At 40.3% G+C, this 19,048-nt stretch carries 17 protein-coding genes; 1 reads left to right on the top strand and 16 read right to left on the bottom strand.

The features are described 5' to 3' along the window. Positions 1–12 precede the first annotated feature (12 nt). The 5 genes from ACPPVU_RS18475 to ACPPVU_RS18495 form a co-directional block, all read right to left on the bottom strand. Positions 13–1,194, bottom strand: a complete 1,182-nt coding sequence (locus ACPPVU_RS18475; protein ID WP_426668075.1) for an ABC transporter permease — start codon at positions 1,192–1,194, stop codon at positions 13–15. A 31-nt stretch (positions 1,195–1,225) separates the two neighbouring features. Next, a complete protein-coding gene (locus ACPPVU_RS18480) occupies positions 1,226–2,458 on the bottom strand; it encodes an ABC transporter permease (protein WP_426668076.1) in 1,233 nt (410 codons plus the stop codon). A gap of 21 nt (positions 2,459–2,479) precedes the next feature. After that, positions 2,480–3,145, bottom strand: a complete 666-nt coding sequence (locus ACPPVU_RS18485; RefSeq protein ID WP_426668078.1) for an ABC transporter ATP-binding protein — start codon at positions 3,143–3,145, stop codon at positions 2,480–2,482. Positions 3,146–3,167: 22 nt separating this feature from the next. Further along, a complete protein-coding gene (locus tag ACPPVU_RS18490) occupies positions 3,168–4,625 on the bottom strand; it encodes a TolC family protein (RefSeq protein WP_426668080.1) in 1,458 nt (485 codons plus the stop codon). 101 nt (positions 4,626–4,726) lie between these two features. Further along, entirely contained in the window at positions 4,727–5,977 is a 1,251-nt protein-coding gene (locus tag ACPPVU_RS18495; protein WP_426668081.1) for an efflux RND transporter periplasmic adaptor subunit, read from the bottom strand. Positions 5,978–6,239: 262 nt separating this feature from the next. On the opposite strand from ACPPVU_RS18495, the gene ACPPVU_RS18500 reads away from it, so the two are divergent. Continuing rightward, the gene (locus ACPPVU_RS18500; protein ID WP_426668083.1) at positions 6,240–7,997 is read left to right on the top strand and encodes a family 43 glycosylhydrolase; all 1,758 of its coding nucleotides are present in this window, start codon (positions 6,240–6,242) and stop codon (positions 7,995–7,997) included. Between the two features lies 1 nt (position 7,998). Here the strand turns inward: ACPPVU_RS18500 and ACPPVU_RS18505 are convergent, their stop codons facing one another. The 11 genes from ACPPVU_RS18505 to ACPPVU_RS18555 form a co-directional block, all read right to left on the bottom strand. Beyond that, a complete protein-coding gene (locus tag ACPPVU_RS18505; protein WP_426668085.1) occupies positions 7,999–9,450 on the bottom strand; it encodes a phytoene desaturase family protein in 1,452 nt (483 codons plus the stop codon). A gap of 14 nt (positions 9,451–9,464) precedes the next feature. Further along, positions 9,465–10,247 carry an NIPSNAP family protein gene (locus tag ACPPVU_RS18510; RefSeq protein ID WP_426668086.1) on the bottom strand — a complete coding sequence of 261 codons (783 nt, stop codon included), beginning with the start codon at positions 10,245–10,247 and terminating at the stop codon, positions 9,465–9,467. A gap of 99 nt (positions 10,248–10,346) precedes the next feature. Then, positions 10,347–11,114, bottom strand: a complete 768-nt coding sequence (locus ACPPVU_RS18515; RefSeq protein WP_426668087.1) for a 3-keto-disaccharide hydrolase — start codon at positions 11,112–11,114, stop codon at positions 10,347–10,349. A gap of 30 nt (positions 11,115–11,144) precedes the next feature. Beyond that, positions 11,145–12,023, bottom strand: a complete 879-nt coding sequence (locus tag ACPPVU_RS18520; RefSeq protein WP_426668088.1) for a sugar phosphate isomerase/epimerase family protein — start codon at positions 12,021–12,023, stop codon at positions 11,145–11,147. Between the two features lie 32 nt (positions 12,024–12,055). Continuing rightward, the gene (locus ACPPVU_RS18525; RefSeq protein WP_426668089.1) at positions 12,056–12,946 is read right to left on the bottom strand and encodes a hydroxypyruvate isomerase family protein; all 891 of its coding nucleotides are present in this window, start codon (positions 12,944–12,946) and stop codon (positions 12,056–12,058) included. Positions 12,947–12,956: 10 nt separating this feature from the next. Further along, on the bottom strand, positions 12,957–14,204 hold the full coding sequence (locus ACPPVU_RS18530; RefSeq protein ID WP_426668090.1) for a nucleoside permease: 1,248 nt from the start codon (positions 14,202–14,204) through the stop codon (positions 12,957–12,959). An 86-nt stretch (positions 14,205–14,290) separates the two neighbouring features. Then, positions 14,291–14,737, bottom strand: coding sequence for a c-type cytochrome (locus ACPPVU_RS18535; protein ID WP_426668091.1), 447 nt, complete (start codon positions 14,735–14,737; stop codon positions 14,291–14,293). Positions 14,738–14,792: 55 nt separating this feature from the next. Next, positions 14,793–15,998 carry an MFS transporter gene (locus ACPPVU_RS18540; protein WP_426668092.1) on the bottom strand — a complete coding sequence of 402 codons (1,206 nt, stop codon included), beginning with the start codon at positions 15,996–15,998 and terminating at the stop codon, positions 14,793–14,795. A 53-nt stretch (positions 15,999–16,051) separates the two neighbouring features. Beyond that, positions 16,052–17,107: a sugar phosphate isomerase/epimerase family protein gene (locus tag ACPPVU_RS18545; RefSeq protein ID WP_426668094.1), complete on the bottom strand. Its 1,056-nt coding sequence runs from the start codon at positions 17,105–17,107 to the stop codon at positions 16,052–16,054. Between the two features lie 62 nt (positions 17,108–17,169). Next, positions 17,170–18,342, bottom strand: coding sequence for a Gfo/Idh/MocA family protein (locus ACPPVU_RS18550; RefSeq protein WP_426668095.1), 1,173 nt, complete (start codon positions 18,340–18,342; stop codon positions 17,170–17,172). Between the two features lie 127 nt (positions 18,343–18,469). Further along, entirely contained in the window at positions 18,470–19,039 is a 570-nt protein-coding gene (locus tag ACPPVU_RS18555) for a gluconate 2-dehydrogenase subunit 3 family protein (protein ID WP_426668096.1), read from the bottom strand. Between the last annotated feature and the right edge of the window lie 9 nt (positions 19,040–19,048).

Genomic DNA, 19,048 nt, shown 5'->3' on the forward strand with positions numbered 1-19,048 from the left:
ATTGCTTTTTATTTAGTCTTCATGTAAAGCCACAGCCGGTAAAATAGCAGCCGCCTGTTTGCCTGGATATAACGAGCAAACAAATACCAGCAAATAAATAAAGATGATCGACAGGATCATCGCCACTATATAAATACTCGCCTGCAGGTTGAATACATTTAATAGCGGAAATTGCACAGCGAAGAACGTGCCTAGTATTAATGATAATGTTGCCAGTATAAGCGACTCGGAAACTAATTGTGATGATACTGATTTTCCTGAAGCTCCAATGGCCCGGCGCAAGCCGATCTCGCCCCTCCTTTTATTGATATTATACCATAACACGCCAAATAGCCCAAGAGCTACATTGATTACCAGGAAACAAGCTACGATCAGTGTCACAATCATTGGGACTATGCTGAAAAGATTGGTACTCTTCAGTTTATTAGGCATATGCTCTATTTCGATGTTGGATTTTTTCATATAATTGGACAGCATTTTATCTAAGCGTCCTTCAAATGCCGCATCAGCATCGGGAGTAACTTTGATCATAATTTTACCCAGCCAGCGATGCGAGCCTGTATCAGTTCTTTTATAAATTGCAGCTTTGGCTGGTGAATAATCGCCCTTAGCTTTTAAGCCTTGCACCACTCCGATCACCCGAAAATCATTTTTACCAGCTTCAGAACCTACAAACTTGCCAATAGCTTCTTCGTTACCAAATAACTTTTCTTTCAGGTCATCATTAATAATTACCGGTTGGGTTTTGGCAACAGCATCAGCTTTGTTAAACCATCTGCCCTCTAATAGGTGCATATTTAATGTATTCCTGTAGTTATCATCTACTGTATAATTATCTGCATTGGGACTGGCATTTTTATAATGCACATCGCCGGTCCATTGATTTTGTGAGAAAGGAACATTATCGCTGCAATAACTAACCTCTTTTACCTGTGGCAAGGATTTAATGGTTTGCGTTAGGTTTTGATAATAGATATTGAGCGAATCAGTATTATGGGTTTGATAGGTGTTATTATAATTAACCACCCACAAATTTTGATAATCTAATCCGATAGGTTTTTTATAATTGTTGTAATAATATACCATCAGCGTAAACACCGCGAAGATGACCAGGAATGAGACAAACATCTCGGACATCAATAAAAAATTTTGTTTCTTTTTATTCCAGATCAGTTTAAATAAATGCTTGAACATAATATTTTAATTTTAATAATTTAACATCAGTTTATTGCGCTTTTAAGGCGGTTACCACGTTCAGTTTAGACATGCGCCACGCTGGGTAAACACCAGACACCAAGCCAAAAACTAAACAAACCAACAGCCCGATAAATAGCACGCTGAAATTGATACTGAGTTCCAGGTTAGCAATTAAGTGGGCGCTATTTAATACTTGTAATACGATGAAGGATAATATGATCCCGATCAATCCACCCAATAAAGTGAGTATGATATTTTCGACAATAAACTGGTAAACTAATGTACTTGATGACGCACCAAACGCCTTACGTACCCCGATCTCTGACGACCGTTCCATGATACGTGTAATATTGATATTCACCAGGTTTAAAGTTGGTAGTATCATCAATATGAACACAAAAATAGTTATAGCTGTTATCACGATGAATGTTCCCGAATGGTTCTCATCACCAGAATCTACATAGGCTCTAACATAGCTATCTGCATGACTAAACACGTGAGTAAACATTTTCTGTTCGGGAGGTAGTCTTTTTATCATCTGCTCATATTCATTGTGCATCTTATCTACATCAGCGGTAGAATTGGCCAGTAGGATGCCATAATAGTTTGCCTGATAACCCTTGTTGGTTTTATAGGCGCCGTCTTTAGCCACTGTATAAGGCAGGTAGATATCGCTATAGGTCATATAACTGGTTATCGGTACATTTTGCACCACGCCTATTACCCGGTATTTTACATTATCAGCCTCGATATATTGACCAACTACACTTGTAGCATCGCCGAAATATTCCTTTTTCATATCTGCAGAAATAACTGCTACTTTCTCAGCATTGGTAACCTGCTGCTTATTAAAAGCTTTGCCTTCCAGGAAATCATATTCCAATATATCCCAATACTCAGCATTAGTAAATTTATAATTGACGGCGATCTTTTTGTTGTTCACATAAGTATTAGTACCGCTAAAGCCCGAAGAAATAGCTATCGCAACAGGCGTTTTTAAACTCCTTGCGTAATGATCTAAAAAATAAAAAGATGGAGGGCTTGATGACATACTCTCTTTGCCCGTTTGTGATATTTTTGAAATATATAGTGACCTATTCCTTTTCTTATCAGGATAATTGTCGCCTACCACTTTATCTATAAAGGCTGTTAAAACAAGCAGAATAGTTAACGTAAAGCTGATACCAAACAGGCTGATAAAAGTGAAGAACTTTCTTCGCCTTAAAACCGCGATGGCTATTTTAAAATAATTTTTAAGCATGATCTTAAATCTTAATAGTGATTATTGAACCTGGGAACCATCAAACAGACGTACCAAACGATGGGTTTTGTGCGCCATGTTTTCATCATGCGTTACCATTACGATGGTTGTGCCGTCGTTTTTATTCAATTGAAGGAGGATATCCATGATCTCATTACCCATGGCGCTATCCAGGTTACCGGTGGGCTCATCCGCCAGAATAATTTCTGGTCGACCAACTATGGCACGGGCTATAGCAACACGCTGCTTTTGTCCACCTGAAAGCTGTGAAGGGAAATGTTTAATCCGATTTGCTAATCCTACTTTCGCCAATGCTTCAGTGGCCAATTGCTTTCTTTCTTTGGCTGTAGTTGAGCGATAAAGCAGAGGCAATTCTACATTATCCAATACCTGCAGGTCATTGATCAGGTGGTAGCTCTGGAAAATAAAGCCGATCTTTTTATTGCGAAAATGTGCCAGTTGCTTGTCGGACAAGTTATCGGTCTTTTGCTGATCTATCCGGATATCTCCTTTTGATGGTTCATCCAGCAGACCCATTATGTTAAGCAATGTGCTTTTGCCACAGCCTGATGGCCCCATAATGGATAAAAATTCGCCTTTTGCTACTTCGATGCTAACTTTATTAAGCGCCAGTGTTTCAACCGTATCGGTACGGTAAACTTTTTCAATGTTTTGTAAACGTATCATATTGGTTTATGGTTATTTGATTTTATTTATAAGCTATTTTTTCATTTTTTTCAAAGTCGAACAGGGACAGGTAACGTAATTGGTAATATGCCCCCCAGAAATCGCGCAACGCTGCCACGTAATCCCTTTTAGCCTGGTCATTCTCCTGGAAAGCGATGCTTAAGTCAGTTATACTCAGGTTACCTAAAACATAGCGCTCCTTGGCTATTTTATACTTTTCACCCGCAATACTGTCAGCCTGAGCGGTAAGGCCTACCTGCTCCTTCATCTGGTTAAATAGCGTTACCTGTGTTACTATCTGCTGCTTAAAGGTTTGCTTATCCTGCTCAACTGCGTATTGTGTAAATTGCTCGTTAGCTTCAGCGGTCTTTATTTTTGATTTTGATCTGCCCCAATCCAACACAGGTATGGAAAATGTCAATTGTACAAGTTGCTGATTTTGTGGCGAACGGTACACATCCGGAATATTAGTGGCGCTGTTTGAAAAACCCAGATTAGCAGTTAATGAGGCGGTTAATCCTGTTTGTCCCTTAGCCACTGCAACATCACGTTTGGCTTCGGCAATACGACGAATAAATGCAATGGCATCAGATCTGTTTGAATAAGCCTCGGCTAAAACTTTGTCTGATGAAACGTTCATATCACTGATGGTTTCGGGCACTACAAGCGCAATACGGTCGTCTCCTTCCCTGCTAATATAGCTACGCAGGGTTAATGTGGAAATTTCCATATCACGCCTGGCAATACCCACCGCTTTTTTCGAGTTCAGCAATTCCAGCTGAAGCTGTAAAATTTCATTTCTTGTTATTTTTCCGAGTTCAAATTTAGTTTTTGCGATCTTCAGGATATTTTCGGTATTGGTATAGTTCGTCTGCGCAATTTGCAAGTTTACCTGTGCCAGCAGCAGATCAAAGAAATAGCCCGTTACCGTGATCGATATTTGTTCCTGTGCTTCTATATAAGCCTGTTTACTTTCGTTATATAATAAAGGCTGTATCTTCTTGTCCCATTTCAGGCTATTATATTGTCCCAGCGGCTGACTTATCCCAATTGCATACGGAACGCCATTGTATAACACATTATTCCTGTCGAAATCGTCAAACCGCTGTAACTGGCTTTCACCATAAATAGTGGCTCCTGTAGCCGTGATACTCTGGCTGAAATTAAGTGTCAGTTGCGAGTTATCATTATGTATCGGCTGGAATAAGATCGTTCCATCAGGCTGAATTACCTGTGTACTCGTTTTGCTGTAGCCAGGCAAATTACCGCTTAATGATAACTGCGGCTGATAGTTAGATTTATACGTGCGCCATAGCCAGTATTTGGTCTCACGGGTGGTAACTGCCTGCTTTGCAGCGATAGAATTACCCTTGGCCAGTTCAACCACATCCCGCAAGGAAAGCCTGATCGTATCAGGACCGCCTGAGCAAAATGCTGTAGTGCTGTAAAGTAAGAATAATATGAGGTATATGTATTTCATTTTGTCTGAATCTTTTTTGTCTGAACCTTGATTTTCAGGATTTAAGGATTATCGTGATTTAACTATTCACTTAATCAACTCAATCCAACATAATCAACTGATCACTCCCCCTTCACTGTCAATTCCTTTGAATTCTTAAACTCGCTCATGTCCGATGTAATCACCACATCGCCTTCTTCAATACCATCTTTTAATTCGATAAAATCGAAATTGCTAAGACCGGTATGTACACTGCGCTTTTCGGCTTTACCATTGCTAAGCACAAAAACATCCATCGGGCTTGCGCCTTTAAATGCCGGACCGTTAGCCACCCGCAATACTTTGTTATGTACCGCAGTAACCAGGTAAACATCCACTTTCATATTAGGGCGTAGCTGCTTGTTGTTGCGTTCTTCTAGTTCGATATCAAAAGTGATGATGCCGTTCTGCACAGAAGGATAGACGTTTGATACATTACCCCGCAATTGAGTATCATTAAAGCGTATAATAACCGGCATACCATTATGTAGCTGATCAATATAATTGTCAGAAAGGCTTCCTGTCACTTTAAAACTGCTCAAGTCAGCAATGCGGGCAAGTATTTCGCCTTCTTTTATATTAGCGCCAATATTTTTATTTACATAAGTTACCACGCCGGTTCGAGTGGCTACCACATTAGCCAGGTTCAATTTACGTTGCAGTTCGTTAAGATCATTTTGTTGTATTGCAGCCGCAATTTCTGCTTCCTTTTCTTCTATCTGCATGGTTTTCTGCTTGCTTTTGATCTCGTTCTCTATCTGCTTCTTTTCCAGTTGTGCTACTTTCAGGTTTAGCTCAGCCTGCTCGATATCTTCTCGTGTACCACCTCCTGCTTTATATAGTCTTTTGGCGTTCTCAACAGCGCCAGTCAGGTTGCCAATGCGTAATTGTTTAATATCATTGTTTGATTGTATATCGAAGTAGCTTTTATCCAGGTCGAGTTTTAATTTGCTGATCTCGTTCTTTTTGGTTTCCAGTTGAAATTTCAGCTTGGCATAATCATTCTCAGCAGCTGATTTATCCAGTGTTAGAATCGATTGTCCGGCCTTTACTTTTCCTCCGGCGTCAGTTACCACATTTTTGATAGATGCATTAATCGGGCTGGTGATCACCTCTTCAAATTCGGGCAATACCTCGCCTGTAGCATTCAGGGTATTCTCCACATTGCCTATTTGTACCTTAGCTGTAGTTATCTCTGAATTATTTACTGAAGACTTTAGCCAGGTCCTGATCAGCACTATGCATAGTATCAAAATAGCCACGGCTATTAGTCCAATAACGACCCCTTTTTTGCGTTTTTGCTGTATTACTTCCTCTGTAATTTCGATATCCATGTCAGGTATTTTTGTATAAATACTTGGCAAGCCTGATACCAAACTCAATTATTTAAAAATCAATTAATTACAAGTTTTAATTTTTAAAAAAGTGATCGATACCGGACAGATTTTATGATAATGGACAGATAGCGAAAGACTTACGAAGTTTAAAAACTTCGTAAGTCTAATAGAGAATTATAATTTATAATCACTTTAACCTGTTAAACCGCTTATATTAGCCCAATATTTCCCCTACATAAACCTGTATATTTTATTCTTGATGAAAAGACTGGCCAATCATTTATTACTGATCTCATTTATTTGCTTTTTTGTACGGGCAGAAGCTCAGCAAAAACGACTTACTTACTGTAACCCGCTTAACCTGGATTATGGTTATACACCATTCAAGGACTTTTCAAAATGGGGTAAGCACAGAGCCACTGCTGACCCTACCGTGACTTTATTTAAAGGAAAATATTACCTGTTCTCAACCAATCAGTTTGGTTATTGGTATAGCGACGATATGCTGAACTGGCACTTCGTTTCTCGCAGGTTTTTGAGGCCTTATAATGAGAACCAGGGGGATGAGTTATGCGCACCGGCAACATTGGTTTTGGGTGATACCTTATTGGTTATCGGATCGACCTATAATAAAGATTTCACTTTGTGGATGAGCACCAATCCGACTAAAAACGAATGGAAGCCTGCTAAAGATTATTTTAAAGTAGGTGCATGGGACCCGGGGATGTTTGCTGATGATGACGGTAGGGTTTATATCTATCACGGATCGAGCAATACATTGCCATTATACGGACAAGAAATTGACCGGAAAACATTTGAACCCATCGGCCCAAAAGTAGAGACGCTTCACTTGGATTATACTGAACATGGCTGGGAACGTTTCGGCGAAAATAACGACAATGTGTTTTTAGGCGGGTTTATGGAAGGATCATGGATGAACAAGCACGATGGCAAATATTATCTGCAATTCGGAGGATCAGGAACAGAGGGCCGTGGATATGCAGATGGTGTTTTTGTAGGAGATAAGCCATTGGGACCATTTACTTATCAAAAACATAATCCATTTTCTTACAAACCGGGAGGTTTTGTCAAAGGTGCGGGGCATGGAGCTACCTGGGCGGATAAATTTGGTAATTACTGGCACATCTCGACCATGGTGGTTAATGTCAAAAATAATTTTGAACGACGCATCGGTTTTTGGCCCGCGGGCTTTGATAACGACGGCGTGCTTTATTGCAATACCGCTTATGGTGATTACCCGCAATATTTACCGACCGGTAAGGAAGATCACCTGAAAAGTAATTTTACTGGGTGGATGATATTGAATTATAACAAGCCTGTTGAAGTATCCTCTACACTTGGCGGCTTTGAACCTAATTACGCAGTGGATGAAGACATCAAAACTTATTGGTGTGCAAAAACAGCCAATAAGGGCGAGTGGTTGAAAACTGATTTAGGAGAGGCTGGCACCGTAAATGCCATACAGATAAATTATGCTGACCAGGACGCTGAGTTCCTGGGTAAATCATCCGGTGTTTATACACAGTATATCATTTATACTTCATTGGATGGCAAAAACTGGAAGGTTTTGGTTGATAAGAGCCAAAATAAAACAGATGTACCGCATGATTATATCGACCTGAAGACACCGATAAAAGCTCGCTATTTAAAGATCGTGAACGTCCACATGCCAACAGGAAAATTTGCTTTATCCGGCTTCAGGGTATTTGGCAAAGGTGCCGGGGCAAAACCAGATGCGGTTAAAGATTTTATGGTGCTTCGCGGTGATGCTGAGCGGAGAAATTCGTGGATCAGATGGCAACCTGTTGATAATGCCATCGGGTATACCATTTATATGGGTATAGCTCCTGATAAACTATACAGCAACATCATGATTTATGGCAAAAACGAATATTTCTTTAACGGAATGGAGAAAAGTCTGCCTTATTATTTCCAGATAGAATCTTTTAACGAAAATGGGATATCGCAGAGGTCAAAAGTGATGGAAGTGAAATAATTTATTGCAAAGGCTTAACGCTGATACCAAAAACATCTTTCAGCGCACGTTTAGCCGCATGATATCCGCACATGCCATGCACACCACCTCCGGGAGGCGTGGAGGACGAGCAGATATATAACCCTTTCGCTGATGTTCCGTAGGGCGACCATCGCAAAGCTGGCCGTGTGAATAATTGGCCCAGATCAAATGCGCCACCGTTGATATCACCACCGATATAGTTGGGATTGTACTCTTCTATTTGGGTTGAGTTCATGACATGCTTTGCCAATATTCGATCTCTGAAACCGGGGGCAAAACGTTCAATCTGTTTTTCAATGGCTTCAGTCATATCTACAGTTGAACCATTAGGAACATGGCAATACGCCCATGCGGTGTGTTTACCAGAAGGTGCTCTTGAGGCATCAAAAAGACTTTGCTGGGCCAGCAAAACAAAAGGTTTTTCAGGGTGTCTGCCATCCCAGGTTAATTGCTCGGAGGTTGCAATTTCTGATAGTGTATTGCCTATGTGTACTGTACCGGCACGTCTACAATCATCATTTGCAAAAGGTATCGGTCCGTCCAATGCCCAATCCATTTTAAAAATGCCCATGCCATAGCGATACCGTTCTAACTGCCATTTATAAATAGTTGAAAAACGGTGACCTGCTATCTGTAAAAGCTGTTTCGGCGTTACGTCAAATAACACTGCATTTGATGATGGTAACTGGTCCAATGATTGGATATAAGTATTGGTTTCTATCTTCCCACCAAGCGAAATAAAGTATGATGCTAAAGCATTCGCTATTTGCTGTGAACCACCTTTTGGTATTGGCCATCCTTTTAAATGGCCTGCAGATAATAACACCAGCGCTGTGGCTGCTGAACTTAAGTTGGACAATGGCTGCATACCATGAGCAGCCATTCCGCCAAAAAGGCCTTTCGGTTGTTCTGTTTTAAATCGAGCAGCAACGGAAACAACAGATCTTAATGCTTTTAACCCAAACCCAGCCATGTCTATCGGATGCTTTGGAAAATGAAGCGGTCCCAATACATCCGGCGCGATACCAGGCCAGGCATTTACAACCGGTTGCATCAGATCAATATACGCCTGCCTGTCAATTCCAAAAGTCGCAGCGGTATCAGTAACTGAATGATTTAAAACTGCTGCAGTACCATCATCAAATGGGTGTGCAGCAGCTATTTCCGGATAAATATATTCCAGTCCGTGTTTGGCAAGCGGAAGTGTTTCAAAAAAAGGAGAGGCAACTGCTAAAGGATGAATAGCGGAACAAATATCATGAAGATAGCCGGGAAGTGTGAGTTCTACTGAACGCATTCCCCCGCCTATCGTCTCTTTACCTTCTATCAATAAAACCGAAAGCCCGTTTTGCTGCATCAGGATAGCAGCCGCAAGCCCATTCGGACCTGAGCCTACTACTACTGCATCATATTCGCGTTTCTCAGGCTTCATTCATAACATTCTTATTAAAAATCAGAATATTCAGCAGGATGCAGAAAGATAATATCAGCCTTTGATACATTGTGCTGGTATTCAGGTTTTGCCACCAGAGTTTTCCATTCAGGGTCATTAGAAAAAGTTTCCCAATGTTTATCTCTATCTGCTTTATTTTCGAAAGTTGTCATGTACATCAGGTTAGGCATGTGACTGCCAGCTAACACTTCGGCATAAAATACAGCATTAAATTTAAGCCTGTTAAACAACACGGTTTCACCACCATCATTGAACATTTTTACTTTGTTAATATTCAATTTCTCTGTAGGGCTTTCGTAGCTGCGTAATTCATAAATACGGTCGGCTTTATTGGCTGTTAACTGCGGAACAGTATATACAGGCCATTTTGGAAATGCCTTCAATACAATGGTTTCCATACGTGTATAGGGTTGCTCATTATACGCGGCATCCAGATAATCTTTACCTGCATCCAAATATTCTTTATCCTGCATCAGACCGGTCTCTATTTTTTCTATTTGTGCCAGGCTGGTAAATGCAGCCACAACATAGACACGTTTATCCGTGTCCTGTTCAAGAGTTTTAAAAACACCTACATTACCCAACCCTTTTTTGTGTAATGCGGGCATATAAGCATCCTTCAAATATTTATCAAGCCTATCCTGCTGATTTTGAGTTTTTACGTGATAGACTTTCAATTCATAATACTGTTGCTGCGGTGGTGTTGCATTTGCTTTTATTAATGTACCCTGAACTATGAGGATTACCCCTAATAATGTCTTGATTACCTTATTCATAGATTTAGTTTTTGCTTTGGTTTTCCATTTATTAACAAATATAAAAGAGGCTGTCCCTATTCAAGTTACAACCTCTTTTATTAATTTCCTTATTGAGAATTAAAGTTCCCTTACCCAGATATTACGATAGCTAAGCGGTTCGCTTTTATCACCATGAGCTTGTAATTTTATCGGAGATGGGCCATGTGTTGCTGTTTTATAAGATGGAGTACCGATGTATAGTGTCGGGCCCCTTAGCTCAAAGTTATTTTCAACCAATACTCCATTAAAGAATACAGTTGCATGTGCTGGAGTTTTCACGGAACCGTCCTCGTTGAATACAGGAGCATTCCAGATCACATCATAGGTTTGCCATTCGCCAGGTTTTCTGCCCGGATTAGCTAATGGGATAGCCTGTTTGTAAAGACTGCCCGCCATACCGTTCACATATGTTTTATTTTCATACGAATCTAAAACCTGTAATTCGTAACCAGCATCACCTTTGCCTATTGAAGCTAAAAATATACCGCTGTTGCCACGTGCTTGTCCTGTACCGGTAATATTAGCAGGCACACGCCATTCTATGTGTAACTGATAGCTGTTGAATTTACGTTTGGTTTCAATATTGCCATATTTCTTATTTACTGTGATAATACCATCAGCAACGTCCCATTTTGCCGGTGAACCGTCATTATTCTGAACCCACTCATCCAGATTTTTACCATCAAATAAAACAATAGCGTCAGATGGTGCATCCTTGAAAGTAGCACCCGGCGTAACAACTTTGGGTATTGGTTCCCAGGTTTCGGTTTCCTCTGGTTTAGTTTGTGCAAAAGCCATAACCGTGCTTCCTGCTAACAGTGCGGTTAATATGAACGTTAATTTCATCTTTAATTAATTTGGTTTAAAAATCAGTTACTAAACATGTAAGGTGTTTTTCATATAGTTGCAGCTCTCAGTGATGCTTACGTAAGGATCAATATTGGTGTAGTTTTCCTGCTCCATTATGAAATGCTTAACACCTGCAGCCCGCGCTTTAGGAATAATCGTCTTAAAGTCTATACTTCCTTTACCTATCTCGGTATTAATGTCAGGCTTAGTTTTATCCCTGTCCTTTACGTGAACCAATGCAAAACGCCCCGGGTGCGCCGCAAATATTTTTATTGGATCTTGTCCAGCGCGTACTACCCAGAAAATATCCATTTCCATATGTACCAATTTAGGGTCGGTTTCTTTTAATATAGTATCATAAAAAGTAGCTCCTCCACCAAGGGGTTTCCATTCAAAATTATGATTGTGATAACCTAATTTCAATCCAGATGCTTTGCATATGTCTGCAGCCTTGTTCATTTTCTCTGCAACAGCTTTGCACTCATCAACCGTTTTGATAAACTCACCGTTTAAGGATGGAATAACCACATAGCTCTGACCAATAGTATTGGCCACCTCGATATAACGTTTCAGATCTTCAGTGTCACCTTTGCCAAAAAATGAGTCGATACCATAGTGACCGCTTGGAGTGGTCAGACCGTTATCTTTTAATAACTTACTAAAGTCCTTTGATTGCAAGCCCCAATAACCATTTTTTGCATCATAGCCAAAGGTTTCAACTTCTTTATAGCCTGCTTTTGCGACTTTGCCAATTACACCTTTTACATCTTTTGGTAATTGATCGCGTAATGAGTATAGCTGTAAACCCGGCGTATGAGCAGTTGCTGCCTTAAGCAATTGTGGTGCTAACAATACACCTGCTGTGGCTAATCCCGCCTGGGTTAAAAATGTTCTTCTCGTAGTCATATTATATTTGTTTAGATAGATTTTTGGTTTAATTACACATCACATATCTGGATAGACTGACGTAACGACGCTATTTTATCCGGACGTTTAGGAACAAACTCCTGTCCAACATATCCCTTAAAACCTGTAGCCACAATTGCACGCATTACTGCAGGATAAAAAAGTTCCTGTGTGTCGTCTATTTCGTGCCTGCCCGGAATACCGCCAGTATGGAAATGTGCAATGTATTGGTGATAGTCGGTTATATTTCTTATGATATCACCTTCCATTATCTGCATATGATAAATATCAAACAACAGTTTAAAGTTTTCAGAGTTTAAGCGTTTAGCCAGCTCAACACCCCATTCAACATTACTACACTGATAGTCTTTGTGGTCGATCTTGCTGTTCAGCAACTCCATACATAAAACTACCTTATGTTTTTCAGCTAAAGCAACCAATGGTTTAAGACCTTCTACGCAATTGTTCCAGCCTTCTTCATCACTCTTGCCTCTGCGACTTCCGCTAAAGCAGATCAGATTGGTGTAACCATTTTTAGCTACAAGAGGGATCATTTCAGAATAATTTTTCTGAAGCGTAGCATGAAATTGCTTATCGCCAAATGCATCAGTGAGGTTGATCTCGGCACCATTGCACATAGGCGAATGCATACCACGTTTTTGCAGGGTAGGCCAGTCTTTAGGGCCACAAAGGTCTACACCCGTGATACCTATTTCTTTTGCCACTACGCAAAGTTGGTCAAGCGTTAAATCGCTGTAGCACCATGGGCTTACCGAATGATTGATATTGCCTTTAAGTGGTGCAAAACCTTGCTCATTGTCTTCGGGTTTGGTAAATGATGATAACATACCTGATACGGTTACTGCCGCCGTTCCGGCAAGCAAATTTTTTATTACCGACCTGCGGTTTTGCTGATTACCCATGTTTTATAATTTATCTTGCGCTTGGTGAAGGTTCTTCAATATCTAAACCTGGTTGTGTTTCTGTGCGATTTTTATCAGTAAAAAGCAACATAAATAATACTAATACTACAGCAGCTATTCCGCCCGGAATTAGCCAGATGGACTGCCAATTGTGTGAAGTCGGAGATGTCTGCCACTTATCAACTATTGATCCTGAGATATAAAATCCGATAAGCATACCAACTCCATAGGTAGCTAAGGTTATAAATCCCTGAGCCGCACTTTTAAAGCGTTCGCCAGCCAGTCTGTCTGTATAGATTTGGCCTGTCACAAAGAAAAAATCATAACAAACACCATGAAGAATAATACCGCCAATCAACATCCAATAATTACTGTCTAAATTGCCATAGGCGAAAAACAAGTAACGTAGCGCCCAGGCCAGCATGCCCATGGCCAGCATCTTTTTAACGCCAAGCCTTACAAAAAAGAATGGCATTGCAATCATAAACAGGAACTCCGACACTTGCCCTAACGACTGTACGCTTGCAGCTTTTTGCATTCCAATTTGATTTAGAAAGAGATTGGTGTAGTTGTAATAAAATGCTAATGGAATGCATATAGCGACCGACGCCAGGAAGAATATCAAATATGATTTGTTTTTTAGCAGCCCTATCGAGTCAAGTCCGATAATATCGCCAAGGGTTGTTTTTTGTCCCCTTTTTGCCGGTGGCGTATTTGGTAATGTAAAACTTATCAAACCTAATATCAGCGAAGCGATAGCTGCCATTTCAAAAGTGAGAGATAATTTTCCGGCATGCTCCCAATTCAGCCAGCCAATTAATAACCCTGCAACTATCCATCCAATTGTTCCGAAAACCCGTATGCTGGGAAATTCTTTATCAGGGTTTTTCATCTGTTTGAAAGAAACAGAGTTAACAAGCGCCAGGGTAGGCATATAAATTATCATATATGCCAATATTCCCAGATAAAATGGCGAAAAGTCTGATGCTGTAGATTCATACCACATTAACGCTGCGCCCATTAAATGCAAAATACCCAAGATCTTCTGAGCAGAAAAATAGCGATCCGCAATCAGTCCAATAATAAAAGGTGCTATAATAGCTCCCCAGGATTGCGTAGCGTATGCTCCGGAATTTTGCAAACCGGTTGCGTGTAGATTGTTAGCAAGATATGTGCCCATCGTCACAAACCATGATCCCCAGATAAAAAATTCAAGGAACATCATGGTAGATAATTTAACTCGGATACCTGCGGTCATAATTTAAATTTAGGATGGAAGGAAATTTTTATTTAAGGCAGGTAACTGGTCAGGTTACCTGCCTTTGTACTCATCAACAGATGAGGCTATTTTTTAAGGGATAAGATATATTTTACCATTGTGCGGGCATCATCCTTAGAAATAGACGCGTGTGCGGCCATTGGTACAGTGCCCCAGTTGCCACTGCCACCATTGATAATCTTACTAGCTAATGTATCAATAACAGCGTCTGAAGAGGTATATTTTTTCGCTATATCTGCAAAAGCCGGCCCTACCAATTTTTCCTGTTCTTTATGGCAAGTGCTGCAATCTGAACTTGCGATCAGTTGCGCACCTGGAGATGATGGAGTTCCACCCGCTTTTTCTGTACCATTATGACTTGCTGCTGTATCCTGGGCTGCATCTGAACTTGTTGCAACTGCGGTTTTATTGGCTGCTGATGTACTATCGGCAGTAGAGCCATTACCTGATTTATTGTTACCGCAGGCAGCTATTACCAGACTTAAGCCGAAGATGATGAATGTTTTTTTCATGAGAATCGATTGTATTATTTATGCTTAATTAATTAAGCGCAATTTATAATTTTTTTTACACTGCTACCTGTTGTAAAGGCTGTGTTTTGTTTTTTGTCCGCATATAAAAAACCAGACCAACAAAAGCAATTATTAATACTATAGGTATAAAGAGTGTTACGTATAAAACTTTCTGTCCTGCAAAGCTGCTATCTCCGTTGGCTTGCTGAACAATACTATCATAATACTTACCCATGTAGATAGTATAAATAGATACGGCAAACATACCAGCCCCTCCCATCAAGTTTAGTCCTAATGCTCCTGTTTTGGGAAGGTTTTGGTTTACGAATCCCAGCATAGTCGGCCAGAAATAACAAACACCTATTCCAAATACAATAGCATCAATGAAAACATTTCCGATAGAGGAGTATAATAGATACAATCCGATGGCAGCAATTGTTGTCGACATTAATAATACTACTTGTGGTGGAAAACGATGAAGAACGGGTTTGGCTAAACCTCTGCCTAATACCATTACACCCGATGTTGCAGTAACAATAAGTATTGGATTTCCTATGTTCTTCAGCAATACTGGTACCCATTGTTCCGTATATAATTCTGTTATCGCTGTGCCGCACATGCAAACAAACATAAATATGAATAACGGTGACGCAATTGCTTTATACATTCCTCCCATGGAAACACCAGATGAAACCCGCTCAGTAACAGGAAAATCTAACTTTGAAAACAGGTAACCATAAATTAAAGCCGGAATCAGCATCACTCCTACCTGTATTTGCCAGCTTAAATTAAGCTTAGTAAATAATAATACAATGAGTGTACCAATGAATATTCCACCTGGAAACCATAAATGAAAATGATTAAGCTTCGTTGTTTTGCTCTCTGGAAATAAAGTGGTTACCAAAGGATTGCAAGCAGCTTCAACAGTACCATTAGCAATGCCTATAAGTAAAGTAGAAATAAATAAAGTCCAATATCCTGTTGCAAATACTGTAAGAAGAATACCCGTTAAATGAAATAAAAATGCCATTACCAGCAATCGTTTCATGCCAATAACATCTACTATCATACCACCAATAACAACTGCTATAGGAAATCCCCAGAAAGCTGTTGCCGTTATAGAAGCCAAATCGGTTTTATCTAAATTAAATTGCGATCCAATTTGATTAAGGATGCCGGCACGTATGCCAAATGAAAGGGATGTAACAAGAAGCGCCAGGCAACTTGCCCGAAAAAGTTGTGTACGGTTAATAGTCTGCATGAGCTATAATTTAGGTTTAATTGGTTTCTTATTGTCTATAAGAACCTCATTACTTAGTCCAATCCCAGCAGTCTGCGATTAAATGCATCATCAGATCCTGAAGCTGCAAAATCGTCAAAAGCTTTTTCGGTAACTCTTATAATATGGTTCTTTATAAATTCGGAGCCTTCTCTTGCACCATCTTCTGAATTCTTCAATGCGCATTCCCATTCCAATACCGCCCATCCGGTATAATCATATTGGGTTAGTTTACTGAAGATACTTTTAAAATCAACTTGCCCGTCACCCAATGAACGGAAACGGCCAGCGCGGTCAACCCAATTCTGGTAACCTCCATAAACGCCCTGTTTCCCTGTCGGATTAAATTCTGCATCCTTTACATGGAACATTTTGATACGTTCGTGATAGTTATCAATATATTCCAAGTAATCCAGGCACTGCAAAACAAAGTGTGACGGATCATATAATAAACAAGCTCTCGGATGCTGTTTTACATGATCTAAAAACATCTCATAAGTAATGCCATCATGCAAGTCTTCACCCGGGTGAATTTCATAGCATAGGTCGATACCACATTCTTCATAATAATTAAGAATAGGTGTCCATCGTTTTGCTAATTCGGCAAACCCGGTTTCGACCAAGCCGGCGGGGCGTTGCGGCCATGGATACATCATTGGCCAAAGTAAAGCACCGCTAAAAGTCACACTGGCGTTCAAACCCAGATTCTGTGATGCCTTAGCAGCATATTTTACCTGCTGAACAGCCCATTTCTGCCTTTCAGAAGGGTTATTTTTATATTGATCCGGTGCGAATGCATCAAACAAACTATCATAAACGGGATTTACAGCAACCAGTTGACCCTGTAAATGTGTAGATAGCTCGGTTATTTCTAAACCGCAAGCATTTACTTGTCCTTTTATTTCATCAGCATAGGTTTTGCTTTCAGCAGCTTTTTTAAGGTCGATAAAACGTGCGTCATTGGTAGGTAACTGAACACCTTTATAGCCCAGGCCCTTCGCCCATTTGCATATCGATGTTAAATTATTAAATGGTTCCTGGTCACCTATAAATTGCGCTAAAAATATTGCGGGTCCTTTAATGGTTCTCATAATGTTTAGTTAGCCTCACCCCAACCCTCTGCAAAGGAGAGGGAGTTATGCAGGTATAAAATTTAATTAATTACGTAATCGGTCCACTTTTTATCTGACTGGCTCGAAGCAACCACATTGTCAATAAATGCCATCCCCCTGATACCATCATCAATGCCCGGGAAATCCAGCCATTCTTTGTGCGGTTCTTCGTTATTCAGTTTAGCACTTAATGTCAATGCTAAGTTCCGGTATAAGTTACCGAATGCTTCAAGGTATCCTTCAGGATGGCCTCCCGGTGTACGGCAGTTATGTGTAGCGTAAGTTGATTCCCAGCTGGTATAATTTGAACCTGCTCTTATTGTTTGTGCAGGCTTATCAATCCATCTTAATGTTAATGTATTAGGCTCCTGTTGTGCCCATTCAAGGCCACCATTTTCTCCGTATACACGTATTTTCAACGCATTTTCTTCACCTGCAGCAACTTGTGATGCGGAAAGTGTTCCGGTAGCGTTACCTTCAAAACGTAACAATATAGCCCCGTCATCATCCAGTAATCTTCCTTCTACAACGGTATTTAATGAGGCGCACATTTGGGTGATCTTTAACCCCGAAATATATTCGGCCAGATGTGCAGCATGTGTACCTATATCGCCCATGCAACCGCTTTTGCCTGATTTTTTAGGATCAGTACGCCATGCGGCCTGCGCATTACCTTCACGTTCTGATAGTTTGCTCAACCATCCCTGGTGATATTCAACATAAATTTTTCTCACCTTACCCAAAACGCCGCTTTTTACAATCTGCTTAGCTTCTTTTACCATCGGATAGCCCGAATAAGTGTGTGTAAGCAGTAGCATTAATCCGGTCTCTTCTACTTTCTTTTTCAGCTGTTTTGCTTCATCCAAAGTAAAGGTTACAGGCTTTTCTATCACCACATTAAAGCCGTTGTCCAATGCCAGCATTGCAGGAGCGAAATGCGCGAAATTAGGTGTTACTATGGTTACGAAGTCCATGCGTTTATCCGCAGGCATTTTAGCTTCGGCAGCTATCATTTGTTCGTAACTGGTATATGTTCTGTCTTCGGGCAAAAAAAGCATTTTACCACTTTCTTTTGCCACGTCTTCATGGATACTGAGCGCACCGCAAACCAATTCTATCAGGCCATCCATATTTGCAGCAATGCGGTGTATGGCACCGATAAAAGCGTCTTTACCGCCGCCAACCATACCCATGCGCAATTTTCTTTTGCTCATAAATTATGTTTATTCGTGTAGTTGTATTAGTTGAGTCGATTGATTGGATTAAGTTGAATGAGTTGATTAAGTTTTAGAATTAAACTATCCAACCTAATCAACTCATTCAACTTAATCAACCTAAATGCTAGGACAATGCCCAGGCTTTATCACCTTTTTTGTAAGGAATGCAGCCATCAAATCTTCCCGGTACCGGTACATAACGTAATGCTTTAGTACATCCTACTTCTGATGTGAAATAGCCTAACAATGTAAGCTCTTTGATCATTCTGAAATAGTGGTTTGGATCTTTAGGCTTTTTAGTTTTTGAATATTCTTTTTGTTCTTTGTCCAAATCGGTTAGCAATGCAGTACGCTGAGTTGCATCTAAATCCAAAAATTTCTTGCCGAATTTCTTGTCGCTTGCTTCGTCGATCTTGCCTAATCCTTTTACGAATATATCCTGATCGGCAGGCTCATAACAATCTCTTACCATTATTGCCATAAAGTTGCCCACATCAGCAGCTTTTGCGCCCGGTGTGCTTGTAGCCGGTAAAATAGTTTCGCCCACTTCGTTCAAAAAAGCAACGTGATCTGTATCAAACAGGTCTGCTACTTTTGTGGCTTTGGGCTTACAGCCCGAAACCAGGAACTCAGCACCAATAAGGGTACCTCCCATTATCAGGGCCACTCTTCCTATGGCATCTCTTCTATTCATTTTATTTAT

The organism is Mucilaginibacter sp. McL0603 (assembly GCF_049992945.1).
Lineage (GTDB): Bacteria > Bacteroidota > Bacteroidia > Sphingobacteriales > Sphingobacteriaceae > Mucilaginibacter.